The sequence below is a fragment of the Pseudomonas sp. RC3H12 genome (assembly GCF_018596375.1).
Taxonomy (GTDB): Bacteria; Pseudomonadota; Gammaproteobacteria; order Pseudomonadales; family Pseudomonadaceae; genus Aquipseudomonas.
In genome coordinates this window covers 3,392,612-3,412,266 of sequence record NZ_CP075595.1, presented here as the reverse complement: position 1 = coordinate 3,412,266, position 19,655 = coordinate 3,392,612, and the positions used below count along the sequence as shown (strand labels likewise).

21 protein-coding genes are annotated in these 19,655 nt (G+C 64.9%); 4 read left to right on the top strand and 17 right to left on the bottom strand.

Features of this window, described 5'->3' with window-relative positions; all coding sequences use genetic code 11:
* Window positions 1-14: 14 nt before the first annotated feature.
* The 8 genes from sugE to KHO27_RS15475 form a co-directional block, all read right to left on the bottom strand.
* Entirely contained in the window at window positions 15-332 is a 318-nt protein-coding gene (gene sugE / locus KHO27_RS15510) for a quaternary ammonium compound efflux SMR transporter SugE (RefSeq protein WP_023631604.1), read from the bottom strand.
* Between the two features lie 237 nt (window positions 333-569).
* Window positions 570-1,535, bottom strand: coding sequence for a bile acid:sodium symporter family protein (locus KHO27_RS15505; protein WP_214500440.1), 966 nt, complete (start codon window positions 1,533-1,535; stop codon window positions 570-572).
* 41 nt (window positions 1,536-1,576) lie between these two features.
* A complete protein-coding gene (locus tag KHO27_RS15500) occupies window positions 1,577-2,230 on the bottom strand; it encodes an HAD family hydrolase (protein ID WP_110701103.1) in 654 nt (217 codons plus the stop codon).
* A gap of 13 nt (window positions 2,231-2,243) precedes the next feature.
* Entirely contained in the window at window positions 2,244-3,233 is a 990-nt protein-coding gene (locus KHO27_RS15495) for an ABC transporter ATP-binding protein (RefSeq protein WP_214500439.1), read from the bottom strand.
* Window position 3,234: 1 nt separating this feature from the next.
* Window positions 3,235-4,029 carry an ABC transporter permease gene (locus KHO27_RS15490; protein WP_110701099.1) on the bottom strand — a complete coding sequence of 265 codons (795 nt, stop codon included), beginning with the start codon at window positions 4,027-4,029 and terminating at the stop codon, window positions 3,235-3,237.
* Entirely contained in the window at window positions 4,019-4,858 is an 840-nt protein-coding gene (locus tag KHO27_RS15485; protein ID WP_094011831.1) for an ABC transporter permease, read from the bottom strand. The genes KHO27_RS15490 and KHO27_RS15485 overlap by 11 nt, the downstream gene beginning before the upstream one ends.
* Window positions 4,855-5,661, bottom strand: a complete 807-nt coding sequence (locus tag KHO27_RS15480) for an alkaline phosphatase family protein (protein ID WP_046854568.1) — start codon at window positions 5,659-5,661, stop codon at window positions 4,855-4,857. Before KHO27_RS15480 ends, KHO27_RS15485 begins: the two co-directional genes overlap by 4 nt.
* Window positions 5,662-5,798: 137 nt before the next feature.
* Window positions 5,799-6,857, bottom strand: coding sequence for an ABC transporter substrate-binding protein (locus KHO27_RS15475; RefSeq protein WP_110701097.1), 1,059 nt, complete (start codon window positions 6,855-6,857; stop codon window positions 5,799-5,801).
* A gap of 336 nt (window positions 6,858-7,193) precedes the next feature.
* Here KHO27_RS15475 and KHO27_RS15470 point away from each other — a divergent pair, with 336 nt between their 5' ends.
* Window positions 7,194-7,907: a UTRA domain-containing protein gene (locus KHO27_RS15470; protein WP_110701095.1), complete on the top strand. Its 714-nt coding sequence runs from the start codon at window positions 7,194-7,196 to the stop codon at window positions 7,905-7,907.
* A gap of 36 nt (window positions 7,908-7,943) precedes the next feature.
* On the opposite strand, the gene KHO27_RS15465 is transcribed toward KHO27_RS15470, so the two are convergent.
* The 7 genes from KHO27_RS15465 to minC form a co-directional block, all read right to left on the bottom strand.
* Entirely contained in the window at window positions 7,944-10,097 is a 2,154-nt protein-coding gene (locus KHO27_RS15465) for a mechanosensitive ion channel family protein (protein WP_214500438.1), read from the bottom strand.
* A gap of 44 nt (window positions 10,098-10,141) precedes the next feature.
* Entirely contained in the window at window positions 10,142-10,312 is a 171-nt protein-coding gene (locus KHO27_RS15460) for a hypothetical protein (RefSeq protein WP_167388396.1), read from the bottom strand.
* A 152-nt stretch (window positions 10,313-10,464) separates the two neighbouring features.
* Window positions 10,465-11,754, bottom strand: coding sequence for a M18 family aminopeptidase (locus tag KHO27_RS15455; protein ID WP_110701091.1), 1,290 nt, complete (start codon window positions 11,752-11,754; stop codon window positions 10,465-10,467).
* Window positions 11,755-11,863: 109 nt separating this feature from the next.
* The gene (locus tag KHO27_RS15450) at window positions 11,864-12,499 is read right to left on the bottom strand and encodes an RluA family pseudouridine synthase (RefSeq protein ID WP_046854572.1); all 636 of its coding nucleotides are present in this window, start codon (window positions 12,497-12,499) and stop codon (window positions 11,864-11,866) included.
* Window positions 12,500-12,653: 154 nt separating this feature from the next.
* Window positions 12,654-12,908, bottom strand: a complete 255-nt coding sequence (gene minE / locus KHO27_RS15445; protein ID WP_023631120.1) for a cell division topological specificity factor MinE — start codon at window positions 12,906-12,908, stop codon at window positions 12,654-12,656.
* Between the two features lie 3 nt (window positions 12,909-12,911).
* Complete coding sequence (minD, locus tag KHO27_RS15440) at window positions 12,912-13,724, bottom strand: septum site-determining protein MinD (protein WP_023631119.1); 813 nt, start codon at window positions 13,722-13,724, stop codon at window positions 12,912-12,914.
* A gap of 97 nt (window positions 13,725-13,821) precedes the next feature.
* Window positions 13,822-14,583: a septum site-determining protein MinC gene (minC, locus tag KHO27_RS15435; protein ID WP_102685445.1), complete on the bottom strand. Its 762-nt coding sequence runs from the start codon at window positions 14,581-14,583 to the stop codon at window positions 13,822-13,824.
* 100 nt (window positions 14,584-14,683) lie between these two features.
* Between minC and KHO27_RS15430 the strand changes: the two genes are divergently transcribed.
* Window positions 14,684-15,619 (top strand): lipid A biosynthesis lauroyl acyltransferase, encoded by a 936-nt coding sequence (locus KHO27_RS15430; RefSeq protein ID WP_102685446.1) that lies wholly within the window; start codon window positions 14,684-14,686, stop codon window positions 15,617-15,619.
* 60 nt (window positions 15,620-15,679) lie between these two features.
* Window positions 15,680-16,822 carry a patatin-like phospholipase family protein gene (locus KHO27_RS15425; RefSeq protein ID WP_111532603.1) on the top strand — a complete coding sequence of 381 codons (1,143 nt, stop codon included), beginning with the start codon at window positions 15,680-15,682 and terminating at the stop codon, window positions 16,820-16,822.
* Between the two features lie 118 nt (window positions 16,823-16,940).
* Here KHO27_RS15425 and KHO27_RS15420 read toward each other — a convergent pair whose 3' ends face one another.
* Window positions 16,941-17,756: an MlaA family lipoprotein gene (locus tag KHO27_RS15420; protein WP_102685448.1), complete on the bottom strand. Its 816-nt coding sequence runs from the start codon at window positions 17,754-17,756 to the stop codon at window positions 16,941-16,943.
* On the bottom strand, window positions 17,749-19,047 hold the full coding sequence (mlaY, locus tag KHO27_RS15415) for a lipid asymmetry maintenance lipase MlaY (protein ID WP_214500437.1): 1,299 nt from the start codon (window positions 19,045-19,047) through the stop codon (window positions 17,749-17,751). Before mlaY ends, KHO27_RS15420 begins: the two co-directional genes overlap by 8 nt.
* Before the next feature lie 217 nt (window positions 19,048-19,264).
* On the opposite strand from mlaY, the gene KHO27_RS15410 reads away from it, so the two are divergent.
* Window positions 19,265-19,633 carry a hypothetical protein gene (locus tag KHO27_RS15410; RefSeq protein WP_214500436.1) on the top strand — a complete coding sequence of 123 codons (369 nt, stop codon included), beginning with the start codon at window positions 19,265-19,267 and terminating at the stop codon, window positions 19,631-19,633.
* Window positions 19,634-19,655: the final 22 nt, after the last annotated feature.

The window sequence follows — 19,655 nt, the reverse complement described above, 5'->3', positions numbered from 1 at the left end:
GAAAAGGAGGGAGGTCAGCTGGCGCTGACCTTCAGGCCGACCAGGCCGGTGATGATCAGGGCGACACTGGCCAGGCGGATCAGCGCCATGGATTCACCGAACAGGATGATCCCGGCGATCACCGTGCCGACCGCGCCGACGCCGGTCCAGATGGCATAGGCGGTGCCCAGCGGCAGCTCCTTCATGGCAAGGCCCAGCAGGCCGAGGCTGATGACCATGGCGCCGACCGTCAGAACGGTGGGCAGGGGGCGGGTGAAGCCGTCGGTGTACTTGAGGCCGACAGCCCAGCCAACTTCGAACAGGCCGGCGAAGAACAGGATGATCCAGGACATGGTGAGTCTCCATCGTTATCAAAGATGGGGCCGTCCCCGGTATGTTCACGCACAGCGTCGTGAGGCCGTCCTCACAGTGCGCACTATAGTGCCCATTTGCCGAGGCTGGGGCAAGTTTCAAGGATCGGTGGTTGCCTCATCGCCGGCAAGCAGGCTCCCACAGGGTTAGCGCATGGCTGGCTTCATGCGGTCGGTGTGGGAGCCGGCTTGCCGGCGATGAGTCCGGGGCAGGCAACATCAATTTCTGGCAGATACGATGTTCTCTACCTCGGGCGCAGGCTCCTCCATTCGCCTGAACCACGTCGACAGCAAAGCCCCGGAGATGTTGTGCCATACGCTGAACAGCGCACTGGGCACCGCGGCCAGGGGTGAGAAGTGCGCCGACGCCAGGGCTGCGCCCAACCCGGAATTCTGCATGCCCACCTCCAGCGCCAGTGCCTTGCGCTGGGCCAGCGGCAGCTTGCACAGCTTGCCGGTCAGGTAGCCCAGCAGGAAGCCGAAGCTGTTGTGCAGCACTACCACCGCCATGATCAGCAGCCCCGATTCGGCGATCTTCGCCTGGCTGACCGCCACTACCGCGCAGACGATCATCACGATGCTTAGCACCGACACCAGCGGCAGCACCTGCACCGCCAGCTGCACGCGGGCGCCGAGCAGGCGCTGGGCGAGCACGCCGAGCACGATCGGCAGCATCACCAACTGCAGGATCGACCAGAACATGTCCATGAACGAGACCGGCAGCCACGCCGAGGCGAGGAACCAGATCAGCGCCGGGGTAAGCAGCGGGGCGAGCAGGGTGGTCACCGCGGCGATCGCCACTGCCAGTGCCAGGTCGCCCCTGGACAGCCACACCATGACGTTCGACGCCGTGCCGCTCGGGCAGCAGCCGACCAGGATCACGCCCACGGCAATTTCCGGCGGCAGCTGGAACAGCTGGCACAACAGCCAGGCCACCCCGGGCATGATCACGAAATGCGCCACTACCCCCAACGCCACCCGCCATGGCTGGCGGGCGACGGCGGCGAAGTCGTCGAGCTTGAGGGTCAGGCCCATGCCGAACATCACCAGGCCCAGCAGCGGCACGATGGCGACCTTGAGGGCGATGAACCACTGCGGCTGAAGGAAGGCCAGGCAGGCGAACACCAGCACCCACAGGGCGAAGGTGTTGCCGACGAAGCGGCTGAGGGCGGCGAGGGCACGCATGGGCAATCCTTGTTGTTCTGTTCAGGTGCCCCCGATCATACTCAAGACCAGCTCAGAATGGGCCAGCCGTTGGTTTGCGCGTGCTCGCGCAGCACCGGGTCCGGGTTCACCACGTAGGGGTGATCTACCTTCAGCAGCAGCGGCAGGTCGTTGCGCGAGTCGGAATAGAAGCTCGCGCCCTCGAGGTTTTCCTGTTCCTGGTCGAGCCACTCCAGCAGTCGGGTGATCTTGCCCTCGCGGTAGGTGAGCACGCCATGGGTCTTGCCGGTGAACACGCCATTGACCGCTTCCAGTTCGATGGCGAGGTATTCGTCCACGCCCAGGCGCGCGGCGATTGGGCCGACGAGGTGGGTGCCGCTGGCCGAAATGATCAGAATCCGGTCGCCACGCTGGCGGTGCTCGGCGATGCAGCGGCAGGCGTCGCCGTAGATGATCGGCTCGATCACATCCTCTACCCAGGGCTCGACCAGGTGCTCCACTTCTTCCAGTGTGCGCCCGGCAATCGGCTCCAGGCTGAAGGCCATGTAGTCCTCCATCTGCAGGTGGCCTTTGCCGTAGGCTTCCATCAGTTCATGGTCGCGCTTGAGGAAACTCTTGCCATCGACCCAGCCCAGCCGGGCCATCTGCTCGCTCCACAACGACGCGCAGTCGCCGTGGATGAGGGTTTCGTCCAGATCGAAAATTGCCAGTGCCATGCGTTGAATCTCCTTAGGCCACTTCCCGTAGCGCCTTGGGGTCGATCGACAAGGATACCCGTTGCCCGTCCGCATGCAGATCGCTGGCGCAACGATTGAGTACGTCCACCACCAGTTCAACGCCGCGCACCTGGACGCGGTAGCGGATCACGTTGCCCAGCAGGCTGTGGCTGCGGATCTCGCCATCCAGCTCGCCGTTCAGGCTCAGGGTGATCGACTCTGGGCGGATCGCCAGGCGCGCGGCCACCGGGCGTTGCAGCAGGCGGCTGGCGCTGTCGGCGTCGAGCAGGTTGTAGTTGCCGATAAAGCCGGCGGCGAACAGGTCCACGGGCGCGGTGTAGAGGGTTTCGGCATCGCCGCTCTGGACGATGCGTCCCTGGTTCATCAGGACGATGCGGTCCGACATGGTCAGGGCTTCTTCCTGGTCGTGGGTGACGAAGATGGTGGTAAGCCCCAGCTCGCGCTGGATGGCGCGGATCTGTTCGCGCAAGTGCTTGCGGATACGCGCGTCCAGCGCCGACAGTGGCTCGTCGAGCAGCAGCAGGCGCGGGCGGGTGACCAGCGAGCGGGCCAGGGCCACGCGCTGGCACTGGCCGCCGGACAGCTGGTGCGGGTAGCGCGTGGCGAAGCTGCCGAGCTCGACCAGGTCGAGTACCTCGCGTACCCGTGCCTGGCTTTCGTCGGCCTTGACCTTCTGCATGCGCAAGCCAAAGGCGATGTTCTGTTCCACGGTCATGTTGGGAAACAGCGCGTAGCTCTGGAACACCATGCCGATGCCGCGCTTCTGCGGGCTCAACGGCACGATGTCCTGGCCGTCGAGCAGGATCCGCCCGCTATCCACCGGGGTCAGCCCGGCGATGCAGCGCAGCAGGGTGGACTTGCCGCAGCCGGAGGGGCCGAGCAGGGTGACGAACTCGCCGCGTTCGATCTGGCAGTCGATGTTTTCGAACACCGGGCTGCCGGCGTAGCTCTTTTGCAGTTTCTGTACGCTGACGAAGCTCATGTCAGGTCTTGTCCTTGTTCAGGCGGTTGGCGACCCAGGTCAGCACCAGCACGAAGGCGAAGTAGGAGATTACCAGGGCGCTGTTGAAGTGGCCGCTGCTGTTGCGCATGTTGTTCAGGTACACCTGCAGGGTCTCGTAGCGGGTGCCTACCAGCAGGTTGGCGAACACGAACTCGCCGAACAGGAACGAGAACGACAGCAGCAGCGCCACCATCAGGCCTTTGCGCAGGTTCGGCAGTACCACCAGGAGCGCCGCCTGCCAGGTGCTGGCGCCGAGCAGTTGGGCGGCGTCCATCAGGTCGCGCAGGTTGATGGCCTGCAGGTTGTTGGTGATGGCTCGATACATGAACGGCAGGGCGATGGTGAAGTAGCAGCCGATCAGGATCCACGGCGTGCCGACCATGGCCATCGGTCCGCTGCCGTAGAGTTGCAGCAAGCCCACCGCAGACACCACGGGCGGCACCGCGAACGGCAGCAGGATCAGCACGTTCATCAAGGCGTCGAGCTTGGGGAAGTGGTAGTGCACCACGAACAATAGCGGCAGGATCAGCACTACCGACAGCACCAGCGCGCCCACGCACACCAGCAGCGACTGGCCGAAGGCTGCGAGAAAGCGCGGTTCGCTCCACAGGGCCACATACCACTTGAAGGTCAGCCCGCTGGGCAGCAGGGTGGCCGACCAGCTGGTGGCCAGCGAATAAAGCAGGGTGCCGGCAAGTGGCAGCAGCAGGATGAGGAACAGCAGGTAGACCACCACGCGGTGGTAGAGCCCGCCGGCCTTGTTTTCAGCGCGCATGGTAGCTCCTCTTGAGCAGCCATTGATGGGCCACCGTGACCACTGTCATCAGCCCCACCAGCACCATCGCCAGGGCGCTGGCCAGGTTCGGGTCGAGGCTGATGTCGCCGGCCACAAGGCCGGCGATGCGGATCGGCAGCACGTTGAAGTTGCCGGTGGTCAGGGCGTAGACGGTGGCATAAGCGCCCAGGGCGTTGGCCAGCAGGATGACGAAGGTGCCGAGCAGCGCCGGGGTAAGCACGGGCAGGCCGATGTGCCGCCAGAACTGCCAGTGGCTGGCGCCCAGCAGCGCGGCGGACTCACGCCAGTCTTCGCGCAGGGCGTCGAAGGCGGGGTAGAGCAGCAACACGCCCAAGGGGATCTGGAAGTAGGTGTAGACCAGGATCAGGCCGGTCTTGGAGTAGATGCTGAAGTCGCCGAGCAGCCCCATCTGCTTGAGCAGCAGGGTGAGCGCGCCATTGAAACCGAGCAGGATGATGAAGGCGAACGCCAGGGGCACGCCGGCGAAGTTGCTGGTCATGTTGGCAAAGGCGCTGACGAAGTCGCGCAGTTTCGAGTCGACCTGGCGCAGCGAATAGGCGCCCAACGTGGCGATGACGATGCCGAACAGGCTCGACCAGAAGCTGATCTCCAGGCTGCGTTGCAATGCCTGCAGGTAGAACTTCGAGGCGAAGATCTTGCTGAAGTTGGCCAGGCCCCAGCCACTCTCGCTTTGCAGGCTGTTGATGGCGACCCAGGCCAGCGGCGCGATCTGGAAAATGATGAAGAACACGGCGAACGGCAGCAGGCAGAGCAGGGCCAGGTAGCGGCCGCGATGGCTTGCATTCACTTGAGCAGCTCCCGGCAGACCGGTTTGTCGTGGGCGGCGCCGAGCAGTTCGCAGATCGTGCCGCACAGCTCGGTCTGCAGCGGCTTGGCCGCAGGGTCGAGGCTGAAGGCTTCGCCGAACACGAACAGCGGCACTTCACGCTCCTCGGCGAGCAGGCCGTTGTGCGAGCGGTCGTTGTTCATGCCGTGGTCGGCGGTGACCAGCACCTGGTAGCCCTCCTCGAGCCAGCGCGGCAGGTAGTCGGCCAGCAGGATGTCGGCGCTGCGCGCGGCGTTGCGGTACTGGCTGCTGTCCAGGCCGTGGCGGTGGCCGGCGTCGTCGATGTTCATCGGGTGTACCAGAAGGAAATTCGGCGCATGGCGGCGGCGCAGGTATTCGGCGTCGGCCAGCAGGTGCGAATCGGGGTAGTGGTCGGCGTAGTAGAACAGGCCGTGCTGGATCGGCAGCTTGGGGGCATGGGTGTGGCGGTCGCGCAGCGGGTCGAACGGCGAGCGGTTGTACAGCTCGCTCATCCAGTGGTAGGCCGCCGCCGCGGTGCCCAGGCCGGCCTCGCGGGCGTAGTGGAACACGCTGCGCTGGTTGGACAGGCGGTTGATGTTGTTATGCACGATGCCGCTGTCGATCGGTGGCACACCGGTGAGAATGCATTCGTACAGCGGTCGCGACAGCGACGGCAGCTCGCACTCCACCCGGTACAGCGCGGCGCGGTCGGCCTCGACATAGGCGTGCAGGTGGCCCATGGCGTGGTGGGCGACCTGGTGGTTGAGGCCGTCGAGCAGGACCAGGATGACGTTGTGTTGCATGGTGGCTCCGCAGGGGTATCAGTCGGTAGCGCGTCGCCCTCATCGCTGGCAAGCCAGCTCCCACAGGTCTTGCGCTGACCCTGTGGGAGCTGGCTTGCCGGCGACAGGGCCGGTTCAGGCAGAAGGGAATCTGCCCCTTATTCCATCTCGATGATCACCTGCTCCTGCCACTTCTGTGGCAGGGCCTTGGAGGTCGCTTCCCAGGCCGCAGCATCTTTGATTGGCTGGACGGCCTTGTACTGCTCGTTGGGCAGCAGCTTGGCCTGTACGTCCGCCGGCAGCTTCAGGTGTTCGGCACGGATCGGCCGGGCGTGGCCGATGGCCAGGTTGGTCTGGCCGGCATCGCTGAAGATGTATTCACGGGTCAGCTTGGCTGCGTTAGGGTGCTTGGCGTACTTGTTGATGATGGTGGTGTAGCCGGAGATGACCGAGCCATCGGAGGGGATCAGCACCTCGAAGCGATTCGGGTCGATCTGTTCGCGGTAGCTCAGGCCGTTGAAGTCCCACACCACGCCCACTTCCACCTCGCCTTTCTCCAGGGTCTGGATGGTCGGGTTGGCCAGCGACAGACGCTTCTGCTGGGCCAGTTTGGTGAACAGTTGCAGACCTGGCTCGATGTTGCTTTCGCTGCCCTTGTAGGCGATGGCGGCGGCAAGCACGCCGTTGGCGGCCTGGGCGGCGGTGCCGACGTCACCGATGGCGACCTTGTACTTGCCCTTTTCCAGGTCGTGCCAGGTGCTTGGGCGGTCCTCTTCCTTCACCAGATCCTTGTTGATAATGAAGGCGATGGTGCCGGTGTAGGCCAGCGCCCAGTGGCCGTCCTGGTCCTTGGCCCACGCCGGGACCTGGTCCCAGGTGCTTGGCTTGTAGGGCTGGGTCACGCCCTTGGTGACCGCGATCGGGCCGAAGGCCGCGCCGACGTCGCCGATATCGGCGCTGGCGTTGTCCTTCTCGGCATCGAACTTGGCGACTTCCTGGGCCGAGCTCATGTCGGTGTCGCTGTGCTTGAGGCCGTACTTTTTCGCCAGGTCTTCCCAGGTGCCTTTCCAGTTGGCCCAGGCATCGGGCATGCCCACGCTGTTGACCGTGCCTTCCTTGCGGGCGGCGTCTTCAAGGGCCTTGAGGTCCTGGGCCATGGCCGAGGTGCAAAAAGCGATGGCCGAACCGAGCAGTGACGCCATGAACAACTTTTTCATCCGAAGCTCCTTTGGTGGGTGCCTTGCATTCGTTGTTATGAACGGAAGCGGTGCTTGCGACCCCTTGGTCTAGGTCAGCAAACCTTGCGCCAAGGTAGGCCTGTTGCGTGACAGTTTGATGTAAGGGGCGGGGGCGGGTGGCAGGCCCAAGGCCCTGGAACTACAGCGTAGACCAGATCGAAAGCCTTGATTCGCGTGGGCTGGCGCGGATCTGGCATATCTGGCAAGTGCCCTGCGGCGCCTGTGTCACAGGATGTTCATCAGCCGTGCCTAGGCTTGCACTACGCTCCAACTGCCCCGTTTCGGGGCTGGACTAGTCCAGATAGGTAACCTTTGATGCAAGCGACGCCACCGCGCGCGGTAACAGCCATCTGCCACGCGCTGCAGGAGCAGATCGAACACGGCTTGCTGGCGCCCGGCGGCAAGCTGCCGGCCGAGCGCAGGCTCAGCGAGGTGTTCGACACCACGCGTATCACGCTGCGCGAGGCCCTGGTGCAGCTCGAGGCCATGGGCCTGATCTACCGCGAAGAGCGGCGCGGCTGGTTCGTCGCGCCCGAGCGTCTGACCTACGACCTGATCGAGCGCAGCCACTTCCATGCGATGGTGCGAGACCAGGGGCGCGAGCCGCGTACGCAGCTGCTGTCGGCGCGGCTGCAGCCGGCTTCGGCGGCGATCTGCGCGCGCCTGCGGCTGCCGGCGCTGTCCAGCGTGGTGCGGATCTGCCGGTTGCGGCGTATCGACGGGCGGGCGGTGCTGTATGCCGAGCACTATCTCAACCCGCGCTACTTCCCAGGAATCCTTGAGCTGGACCTGGCCCGGTCACTGACCGAGATCTATGCGCGGGAGTACGCGATTCACTATGGGCAGGTGTGCTTCGAGATCCTGCCGACGGCGTTGCCGGTGGAGGCGGCGGCTGCCTTGAAGGTGTCGGCTGGCAGCCCCGGGCTGCATATCACCCGGGTCAACAGCGACCAGCATGGGCACCTGATCGACTGTGACCTGGAGTACTGGCGGCACGATGCGATCCGCATTCGCGCCGAGGCTGGGTAACAAAGCATCGCGGGGCAAGCCGGGTCGCGATGCGATCTAGCTGGAAACGTTGCTCTGAGCCGTCGCCCCTCCGCCAGCCGTCACCACCTGCACCGACAGCCGTGGCGTCGCCAGATCCAACCCCGCTTCATCGAGCTGGCGCTTCAACGCCAGGTTGAACGCCCGCGAAACCTCCCACTGCTTGATCGGAGCGGTCTTGAACCGCGCACGCAGGATCGCCGAGCCCGACTCGAAACTCTCCACCCCCTGCAACTCCAGCGGCGACCAGATGTTGCGGCGCATCAGCGGATCATTGCGCAGCTTCTGGCCCACTTCGCGGATCAGGGTGATGGCCTGGTCGATGTTCATGCTGTGCGGGATGGCCACACGGAAGATCGCGTAGCCGAACTCGCGGGAGTAGTTCTTGATGCTCTTGATCTCGCTGAACGGAATGGTGTGCACGATGCCGTCGATGTCGCGCAGGCGCACGGTGCGGATGGTCAGGCCCTCGACCGTGCCCAGGTGGCCGCCGACATCGACGTAGTCGTCGATGGCCAGCGAGTCCTCGATGATGATGAACAGGCCGGTGATCAGGTCGGCCACCAGCGACTGGGCGCCGAAACCGATGGCCAGGCCGATGACACCGGCACCGGCCAGCAGCGGGGTGACGTTCATGCCCATGTTGGCCAGGGCGACGATCACCGCGATGATGACGATCACCACGAACATCACGTTGCGGATCAGCGGCATCATGGTCTGCGCACGGGCGTTGGCCAGCCCGCGCCGCGAATGCACCAGGGCATGGTGCACGGCGGTGTCGGCGAGGATCCACACCAGCCAGGCGACGATCAGCGTGCCGGCCAGGCCCAGCAGGCGCAGGCTGACTTCATGGCCGTCACCCTCGGCGAAGCTGATCATCGAGTGGCCCCATACACGCAGGCCCAGTTCGATGAACAGCAGCCAGATGAACAGGTGCACCAGGACATAGCCGAAGTTGCGCAGGCGTTCGGTGTAGACCGCCTGGCGCTTGTTGGCGCGCCTGGGCTTGGCGGCATGGCGGCGGACCAGGCCATTGAGCACCATGCACACCACCACCAGCACCGTGCACATCAGCGACTGGCGCAGGGCGGTGCTGGTGTCGCCGGCGGAGACGAAGGTGGCGAACAGCGAAATTGCCACCAGGATCAGCGCCGGGATATACCAGAAGCTGCCGAGCAGTTCGATGGTGTCGCTCAGGGTGCGCCGGGTCAGGCGCCGTGACAGGGGCTGGTTGCGAATCAGGTGGGCGATCGGGCGGCGGAAGCGCAGGATGAACAGCCCGGTGCACAGCGCGGCGATCACATTGGCCAGGGTTGCCAGGGCGTGGGCCAGGTGGCTGCCCAGCGCGGTGGTCAGGCGTGGGTCGCTCATCGCCTCGCCGAACGCGGCGAAGCTGCCGATCAGCCACAGCGGGCGGAACGCCTGGTGCCGCAGAATGTGAAGGGCACGGTGGCGATGTGGGCCATCGAGCAGCGAGAAGGCAATCACGCAGATCGCCGAGAACAGGGTGCCGACCACCAGCGCGTAGGCCAGCACCATGGCCATCGACTTGCCCAGCGAGGAGGGCAGGGCGAAGCTCAGGTACACGGTGAACACCAGCGCCACCAGCCATGGGCCCAGCTTGCGCAGGGCAAAGCGCACCAGGTCCCAGGTCCGCGGGTGCTGCGGCAGGTCTTCGGTCAGGCCGAAACGCAGGCGCACACGGTGGCCGATCCAGTTGAAGGCATAGGCCAGCAGGCCCCAGACCAGGATGACTCCGGCGAAGCCGAACAGGATCGCCGGCCATTGATGCACCGGCACCACCAGTGCGGCCAATTCGTCCTGGGCCTGGTCGATTTCCAGCGACCAGCGCTTGAACGGGCTGGCATCGCCGCTGAACTGTTTCTCGAAATCATGCAGGGCACCGCCGATCAGGCCGAGCACGCCCTGTTCGACGGTGGGTTGCGATTGCCGGGTGGCGTCGCGCAGCTTTTTCAGGTCGGCCAGCAGCTTGGCGCGTTGCTGGTCGTTTTCCAGGTTCTTGATCACCTCGTCCAGGGACTTGCCCAAGGGCTCGCTGGCCTCGGGCTGGGCGGGCGTGCTGGAACCGAGCAGGCCGGGCAGGCCGGCGGCATGCGCTGGGGTGGCGAGCAAAAGGAACAGCAGCGTGATGCAACGCAGGAGGGCTGGCACCGGGAAATCTACCTCAGGTCAAACGTTTGCCCGAGTGTAGAGGTTTACGACGGCAGTTTCTCGAGGATCTTCCAGCAGGTGAGGCCGAAAATGCCGAGGGTGCCGATCCACATCATCAGCACGCCGACATTGCGCTCGCGCAGGCTGAAACCGATGGTCAGCAGCATCAGGAACAGGAACACCGGCACGAACAGGGACAGGAACGGCGATGACATGGACAGCATCCTTCTGTTTTGGGGGCCATGTATCAAGCATAGCGCTTTGCAAGCGAGGCGGATTGACCGGGGGCAGGCGGTGACCCGATCGCGCGGCAAGTCGCATCGGCGCACCGCCGCTCCCACAGGTCCGCGTGGGAGCGGGTTGGCCGTCAGGGTAGTTCGCGGCTGCGGTAGAAGGCGCCGAGCACCTTCACCAGGTGGGCCAGGTCATGGCTGCCGCACAGCTCGCGGATCGAGTGCATGGCGAAGGTCGGCAGGCCGATATCCACCGTGCGCACGCCCAGGTGGCTGGCGGTGATCGGGCCGATGGTCGAGCCGCAGCCCATGTCGCTGCGCACCACGAAGCTCTGCACCGGTACTTCCTCGGCCATGCACAGGTGGCGGAAGAACCCGGCGGTTTCGCTGTTGGTGGCGTAGCGCTGGTTGTTGTTGACCTTGATCACCGGGCCTGCGTTGAGCTTGGGGCCGTGGTTGCCGTCGTGCTTGTCGGCGTAGTTGGGGTGCACGCCGTGGGCATTGTCGGCCGAGACCATCAGCGAGCGCTGGATGGTGCGCACATAGTCGTCGCCATCGGGCAGCAGGCGTTGCAGGGTCTGCTCGAGCATCGGGCCATCGGCGCCGCAGGCCGAGCAGGAGCCGACTTCCTCGTGGTCGTTGCACACCAGTACGCAGGTCTCGTCGCCTTCGGCGTTCAGCAGCGCCTGCAGGCCGGCGTAGCACGACAGCAGGTTGTCCAGGCGGGCGGCGGCGATGAAGTCGCCGTTCAGGCCGATCAACGCGGCGTCCTGGGTGTCGTAGAAGCTCAGCTCGTAATCCAGCACCACGTCGGCGTTGAGGTCATGCTCGCGGGCCAACTGCTCAGTGAGCAGGGCGCGGAAGTCGATGCGCTCGTCGCCGGCGACCTGTGCCAGGATCGGTGGCAGCTCGGTCTGCGGGTTGATCTGCCAGCCTTCGTTGGCGGTGCGGTTGAGATGGATCGCCAGGTTGGGGATCACCGCGATCGGCAGCTTGAAATCGATCAGCTGGCTTTCCACCTTGCCGTCACGGCGGAAGGTGACCCGGCCGGCCAGCGACAGGTCGCGGTCGAACCAAGGGGCTAGCAGGGCGCCGCCATAGACTTCAACGCCCAGTTGCAGGAAGCCCTGGCGCTGCAGCTCGGGCTGCGGCTTGACCCGCAGGCATGGGCTGTCGGTGTGGGCGCCGACCATGCGGATACCGCCGATCAGCGGCGAATGCTTGCCAAGCTTGATGGCGATGATCGAGGAATCGTTACGGGTCACGTAGTAGCGACCACCAGGCGTAGTGGCCCAGCTGTCGCGCTCGTCCAGGCGCTGGTAGCCGGCGGCCTCGAGGCGTTGCGCGAGGCTGGCGGTGGCGTGGAAGGGCGTCGGGGAGGCCTTGAGGAATTCGATCAGGCCGGCGTTCAGGGCATCGCGCATAAGTCACTCCAGACAGCAGTGGCGCGAGTTTAGCGTAAATGCTCGAAAAATTGTGTCAGCCCTATCGCGAAGCGTGGGAGCAAGCTTGCCCCGCGATCGGGCCCGAGTCTCAGAACGGCGCCGGACACTCGAATTTCAGGCGTTCGCCAGACACCGGATGGGTGAAGCTCAGCATCGAGGCATGCAGGCACAGCCGCTCATGGGCCGCCAGCGCCTCGGGGTTGGCGTACAGCCGGTCGCCGAGCAGCGGATGGCCGATCGACAGCATGTGCACGCGCAGCTGGTGCGAGCGCCCGGTGATCGGCGTCAGTTCGACCCGGCAGTGATCGCCGCAGCGCTCGACGATGCGCCAGAAGGTCAGGGCATGCTTGCCCTGCTCATGGTCGACCACGTGGCGCGGCTTGGTCGGTGGGTCGTAACGCAGGGGCAGGTCGATGCTGCCGCTGTCGAGCGCGGGCTGGCCCCAGCACAGCGCGGTATAGGCCTTTTCGGTCTCGCGGTCGTGGAACTGGCGTGACAGTTCGCGGTGGCTGTCGGCGTCGCGGGCGAGCAGGATGATCCCCGAGGTTTCCCAGTCCAGGCGGTGGACGATCAGCGCTTCCGGGTAGCCGTTTTCCTGCAGGCGGGTGATCAGGCAGTCCTTGTTGTCCTCGGCGCGGCCCGGCACCGACAACAGCAGGGTCGGCTTGTTGATCACCAGGACGGCGGCGTCTTCGTGAAGGATCTGGATGTTCGACAGCGGCATTGCTAGGTCTCGGTGAAATGGCGGAAAGCACTGGGGCCGCCTTGCGGCCCATCGCCGGTAAGCCGGCTCCCACAGGATCCCGCGTTGTCTGTGGGAGCCGGCTTGCCGGCGATGGGCTGCAAAGCAGCCCCAATGATTACACCCAGCTGCGCGATCAGCGATCAGGCAGGGTGATGTTCAGTTCCAGAATCGAGCAGCTGCCCTGGTTTTCCAGTTCGATCTGTACGTCGTCGTTGCCGATGTTGACGTACTTGCGGATCACCTCGACCAGCTCCTTCTGCAAGGCAGGCAGGTAGTCCGGGGTGCTGCGTTGGCCACGCTCGTGCGCCACGATGATCTGTAGACGCTCTTTCGCTACCGACGCGCTGCTCTGTTTCTGTCTGCCACGAAAGAAGTCAAAAAGGTTCATGGTTTATTTGCCTCCAAACAGGCGCGCGAAGAATCCTTGCTTCGGCACTTCGATGAACCGCAGTGGCTTGGGCTTGCCCAGCAGGCGGTCGACGGTGTCGCTGTACGCCTGGCCGGCATCGCTCTGGTCATCGAGGATGACCGGGATACCCTGGTTGGAGGCCTTCAGCACGGCTTGGGATTCGGGGATGACACCCAGCAGTTCGACCGAAAGGATTTCCTTGACGTCCTCGACGCCAAGCATTTCGCCCTTTTCGACGCGCTCGGGGTGGTAGCGGGTGATCAGCAGGTGTTCCTTGATCGGGTCTTCGCCCTGTTCCGCACGGCGCGACTTGCTCGACAGCAGGCCGATCATGCGGTCGGAGTCACGTACCGACGAGACTTCCGGGTTGGTCACGACGATGGCTTCGTCGGCGAAGTACATCGCCAGGTGCGCACCTTTCTCGATACCGGCCGGCGAGTCGCAGACCACGAAGTCGAACTGGTCCTTGAGCTCCATCAATACCTTTTCGACGCCTTCCTTGGTCAGCGCGTCCTTGTCGCGGGTCTGGCTGGCGGCCAGCACGAACAGGTTTTCCAGGCGCTTGTCCTTGATCAGGGCCTGCTGCAGGTTGGCCTCGCCGTTGACCACGTTGACGAAGTCGTACACCACGCGGCGTTCGCAGCCCATGATCAGGTCGAGGTTACGCAGGCCGACGTCGAAGTCGACGATGACCGTCTTGTGCCCGCGCAGTGCGAGGCCGGTACCGATGGCGGCGCTGGTGGTGGTCTTGCCCACACCCCCCTTGCCGGAAGTAACCACGAGAATCTTGGCCAAGGTGTTTCACCCCTAAATAATTCGGGACAGACGTCCCTGCAAATACAAAAAACGGCAACGGGAAAAAAGTTGCGCTAAAAATGCCGGCAAGTATCCGTTAAAGACGGGTTATGTTCAACACGTCGCCGGACAGGCTGACTTGTACGCCCGAACCCCACAGCGGGTCGCGGCGCAGGTCTTCGCACACTTTGTACTGGCCGGCGATGGAGACCATTTCCGCGGTCATCTGCAGGCAGAAGATGCGCGCCTTGGTATTGCCCTTGATGCCGGCCAGGGCACGGCCGCGCATGGCGCCGTACACATGGATGTTGCCATCGGCGAGAAGTTCCGCGCCGGGGCTGACCGAGCCGGTCACCACCAGGTCGCCGCCCTGGGCGTAGATCTGCTGGCCGCCGCGCACCGTCGAGGTGATGATCCGCGTCGGGCGAACTTCGGGTTCGGCCGGCGCAGCTGGCGGCGCTGGCGCGGGCTCGGGCTTCTTCACCTCGGGCTCCGGCTCGAGCGGCCGTTCGCGGGCGCCGGACGGCGGCAGCACCGGCAGGTCGATGGCGATCGCGGCGGCGATGTCCTCGATGCGGCTGGCGCGGATCGCCAGGGTGCGCAGGCCATGGTGACGGCACACGCGCATCAATCCGGGCAGGTCAATGGCGCCTTCGTCATGGGGCAGCTTGTCCAGGGCCAGCACCAACGGTGTGTTGCTGAAGAAATTCGGCGCCTGCGCGACCTTCGCCGCCAGCTGGCGGTCGAGGGATTCGAGGTCGTTGCGCGCCAGTTCCAGCACGGTGATGGCAAGCATGCTGCCCTTGAGCTGGAACACGGGGGCGTTATCGGGTGTCGGGTTGGGGCTCATGGTCTGCATAGACGGCTTGTTGCGAAAAAAGTGCCCTGACTTATAGCGATAAGACCGTTTGCCCGCAACCGATGTAGAATGCCGGGCTCATGTCTTGCCGGAAGCTTCAATGGAACGCCCGCGTTTTCGATCCTCTTTCCTTCACCCGCGATTCTGGGGGCTGTGGCTGGGCCTGGGCCTGCTGTGGCTAGTCGCCCAGCTGCCGTACCGGGCTTTGCTGGGGCTGGGGCGCGCCCTGGGCGCGGTGATGTACCGGCTGGCGGGTGAGCGCCGGCGTATCGCCGCGCGCAACCTGGAGCTGTGCTTCCCGGCGCTGTCCGGCGACGAACGGCAGCGCCTGCTCAAGGAAAACTTTGCCTCCACCGGCATCGCCTTCTTCGAGATGGCCATGAGCTGGTGGTGGCCAAAGGCCCGACTGGCGCGGCTGGCGCACATCGAAGGCATCGAGCACCTGCAGGCCGCCCAGCGTGAAGGAGAGGGGGCCATTCTCATGGCCGTGCACTTCACCACCCTGGAGATCGGCGCTGCCTTGCTGGGCCAGGTGCACACCATCGACGGCATGTACCGCGAACATGGCAACCCGGTGTTCGACTTCATCCAGCGCCGCGGCCGCGAGCGCCACAACGCCGACTCGCTGGCGGTGGAGCGCGACGACGTGCGCGGCATGCTCAAGCTGCTGCGCAAGGGGCGGGCGATCTGGTACGCGCCGGATCAGGACTACGGCATCAAGCAAAGTATCTTCGTGCCGCTGTTCGGTATTCCCGCGGCCACCGTCACCGCCACCACCAAGTTCGCCCGGCTGGGCAAGGCGCGGGTGATTCCGTTCACCCAGAAGCGCCTGGAGGACGGCAGCGGCTATCGCCTGGTGGTGCATCCGCCGCTCGCGGACTTCCCCGGCGAAACCGAGGAGGCCGACTGCCTGCGCATCAACCAGTGGGTCGAGGGTGTGCTGCGCGAGTGCCCGGAGCAGTACCTGTGGGCGCATCGGCGCTTCAAATCGCGGCCTGAAGGCGAACCACGGCTGTACGACAAGAAAAAGCGTTAGGGAGCGGGCTTGCCCCGCGACAGGGCCGGTACTGGCAACCACTGACTCCAGGAAGGATGCATGACCTCAACCACCGGCCTGATCCTCTCCGGCGGCGGTGCCCGCGCCGCCTACCAGGTCGGCGTGCTGGCCGGCATTGCCGAACTGCTGCCACCGGGCGCCGCCAATCCTTTTCCGGTGATCGTCGGCACCTCGGCCGGCGCGATCAACGCGGTCAAGCTGGCCAGCGGCGCCACCCGCTTCGCCGAGTCGGTGCAGCAGCTGACGGCCTTCTGGCAGAACTTTCGCAGCCACCTGGTGCTGCGCAGCGACTGGCCAGGCGTGATCCGCCAGGCCAGCCGCTTCGTTGGCCACAGCCTGCTGGGGCTCGGCGGCCAGGTGCCGGTGGCACTGCTCGACAGCCGCCCATTGCGCCGCCTGTTGCACGAGCATCTGGACCTGGACGGCATCGCTCACTCACTGGCGGCCAATCAGTTGCGCGCCATCGCCGTGACCGCGTTCGGCTACGAGTCCGGCCAGGCGGTGACCTTCTACCAGGGCCGCGACACCATCGAACCCTGGTTGCGCCACCGCCGCATCGGCATGCCCACGCCGCTGACCATCGACCACCTGCTGGCCAGCTCGGCGATTCCTTTGCTGTTCGCGCCGGTGCGCCTGGGCGAGGAGTACTTCGGTGACGGCGCGGTGCGCCAGCCGGCGCCGATCAGCCCGGCGCTGCACCTGGGGGCCAGTCGCGTGCTGGTGGTCGGGGTCAGCGGCAACCCTCAGCGACCCTCGCCGCCCTTGCCGACCCAGCGCGTGTTCAGCGGACAGCAACCGAGCCTGGCGCAGATCGGCGGACATATGCTCAACAGCACCTTCATCGACAGCCTCGAGGACGATATCGAGTTGCTGCAGCGGCTCAATCACCTCAGCCACCTGCTGCCGGCGCACCTGGACGCCCGGCGCCTGGGGCTGGCGCCGATCGAGGTACTGGTGGTGGCGCCCAGCCAGCCGCTGGACGAGATTGCTGCCCGTCATCGCCGCGAGCTGCCGGCGGCGCTGAGGCTGTTCCTGCGCGGGCCGGGGGCGACCAAGACCAGCGGGGCAGGGGTGCTGAGCTACCTGCTGTTCGAGGCGAGCTATTGCAGCGAACTGATCGAGTTGGGGCGCAATGACGCCTTGGCCAAGAAGCGGGAGCTGTGCCAGTTCCTGGGGATTTGAGGTTTCCTATACCGGCGCTCACAGCTACTGCATTGGCCTCAAGGGATGCATTGTCTCTGTGGGAGCCGGCTTGTCGTGGCGACGAACCGCGGCGAAAGGGCCGCGCAGCGGCCCCTGTTCACTCGGCGATCTGCAACTTGCGCGCCTGGGTATACACGTATCGCAGCTTCTCGTACTCGAACGGCGAGTTGGTCTGCCCGTAACGGAAGTTTGTGGTGTAGCGCTTGTCCACTGCCCGCAATACGGTGAGTTCCGGGTGGTCGCTGGCGGTGTCGGGCACGTTCAGGTAGTTGATTTCCTTCTCCCCCACATAGTCCACCACCAGCCCGGTGGTGTCGCGCAGATTCGACGGCCCGAGGATCGGCAGCATCAGGTACGGCCCGTCCGGCACCCCGTAGAAGCCCAGGGTCTGGCCGAAGTCCTCGCTCTGCCGAGGCAGGCCCATCTTGGTCGCCGGGTCCCATAGGCCACCGACACCGATGATGGTGTTGAACATCAGCCGCGCGGTGATTTCCGCTGAACGCTTGGGCTTGAGCTGCAGCACGCTGTTGAACAGATTGGGCACATCGCCCAGGTTGTTGAAGAAGTTGCTCACCCCGGTGCGCACGAGGCCGGGCGTGACGTAGCGGTAGCCGTCGACCACCGGCAGGAACACCCACTGGTCGAAGCGGTAGTTGAAGTGGTAGATGCGCCGGTTCAGCGACTCCAGCGGGTCGTAGATGTTCAGCGCGGCCAGGGTCGAGCGTTCGAACTCGCGCTGGTCCAGGCCGGGGTTGAACTTGAGCTCGCGCAGTGGATCGACGAAGCCGTCGGCCTCCACGGTGAGGGTTTCGGTCTTGTCGGCCTCCACCACGCTGGCACGCGGCGCGACTTCCTCGGCCAGGGCGCAGCCGCTGGCGAGCAGGGCGGTGACGAGCAGCAGTCTGTTAACCACGGAAGAACTCCAGCATGGCGTCGCTGTTGACGCGGTAGTTGAGGTTGCCGCAATGGCCGCCATGGGGGTAGAGCGTCAGGCGTTCGCCGAACACCCGGCGCAGGAAGCCGATGTCGCCGGGGCCGAGGATCACGTCGTCGGCGTTGTGCATCACGGCGATCTTCGGGTTGTCGCGCAGATAGTCCTCCAGCGCGTACAGGCTCACCTGGTCGACCAGTTGCAGCAGGCTGTTGCCGTCGGTGCGCGCGCGCCACATGGGGATCACCTGTTCGGTCAGGTAACAGTCGAAGTCGCATTGCAGGGCGCGTTTGAAGAAGGGCTCCAGGCTGCTGCCCTCGGTGATCGGAAACTTCGGCGGAATGATCAGCCCACGACGGTTGATCAGGTCGGAGGTGAAGGCGATGTCGGCGGCCGAGAAGCGGAACGAGGTGCCGATGAGCATGGCCATCTGCTCGTTGGACAGGTGCTGGCGCGACTTCTGGAAGTCGTAGAGCAACGCATCGTTGAGGTCGATGTAGCCCTTGTCCTGGAAGTAGCGGGTGAGCTTTTCCAGCATCAGTTCATAGAAGGTGGTGCTGCGGTCGATGCCCTTGACCCGGGTCTGTACCAGCTTGTCCAGGTTGGTGATCGAGGTGTACAGGTTGACTGGCGGGTTGAGCAGCAGCACACGCTTGAACTTGAAGCTCTGGCGGGTTTCGTCGAGCTTGCTGACGAACGCCGCGTCCAGCGCACCCAGGCTGTAGCCTGTCAGGTAATACTCGCTCACCGGCAGGCGTGCCTGTTGGGCGCGCACCGCCTGCATGACCCGGTACAGGTCCTTGGCGTCTTCGCTCGACACCCCGGGGGTGGCGAAGCGCGAGGCGGCGCTCATGAAGTCCCAGCTGGTGGGCGAGGACAGTTGCACCACATGGTAGCCGGCTTGGTAGAACAGCTTCTTCAGGTACTCGTTGATGCTGCTGGAGTAGGGCGCGCCGGTGCCGGCGATCAGGAAGATCAGCGGCGCTTCGTGGTCCTGTCTAGCCAGGCGGTAGCGCAGTTTCTTCACCGACCAGAAGTTGTCGGGCAGGGTGAACTCGCGTTCCGGGCGCAGGGTGAGGCTGTAGTCGGCCTGGTCGATGTCATCGTCGCTGGGCAGCGTCGGGCGCTGTTCCGGCGGAGTGGTGGCGATGGTCGCCTCGAACGGGTTGGTCAACGGGTAACCGTAGCTCGCGGCATCAATATCCCGCGCCGAGGCGGCCGCCGCCATGAGCAGGCCACCTAGCAGGGCGGCGAGACGCAAAGATCGAAGCATGAAGTCCCCCAGGGAAAACGCAAGGTCGTGCATTACGCAGGCTAGGACCACGACAGGCTGGACAAAGTTGCCCGTCGCCCTGTCGTTCGTCGCACCAGATGTTGCCGCGCCAGCCAACGTTTGTCTTGTGCAACATAGCTGCGGGGCCATGATTTTGCCTTTCAGCGCCCCTGTGAGGGATCATGCAGCGTTTCCATTACCGCTGTTGGAGAACCGGATGTCTCGTACCTGGCCACTCTTTGTCCTGCTGGTGGGCCTGCTCCTGTGGCTGGCGGCCAGCTATGGCGTGCGTTATGGGTTGATGGAGGATGCCCGATGGGTCGGGTTGTGCAGTGCGCCAGGGGACATCTGGCAATGCCAGGCGCGATCGTTGCTCGGGCTGGGAATTCATTTCCAGGTCATGGCCTGGGGGGCATTGGGCCTGGCGCTGGTCTGTCAGTTGTTGCCGGGGCGGGGCGGCTGGTGGCTGGCGGTGCTGGCGTTGGCGCTCGGGGTTCCGGCGCTGGTGCTGTATACCGCGAGCATCGCGGTGTTTGCGTTGGTCCTGGCGGGGCTGCGGCTGGTGCGGTCATTGCGAGGCCGCTGAGGCGGCCCATCGCCGGCAAGGT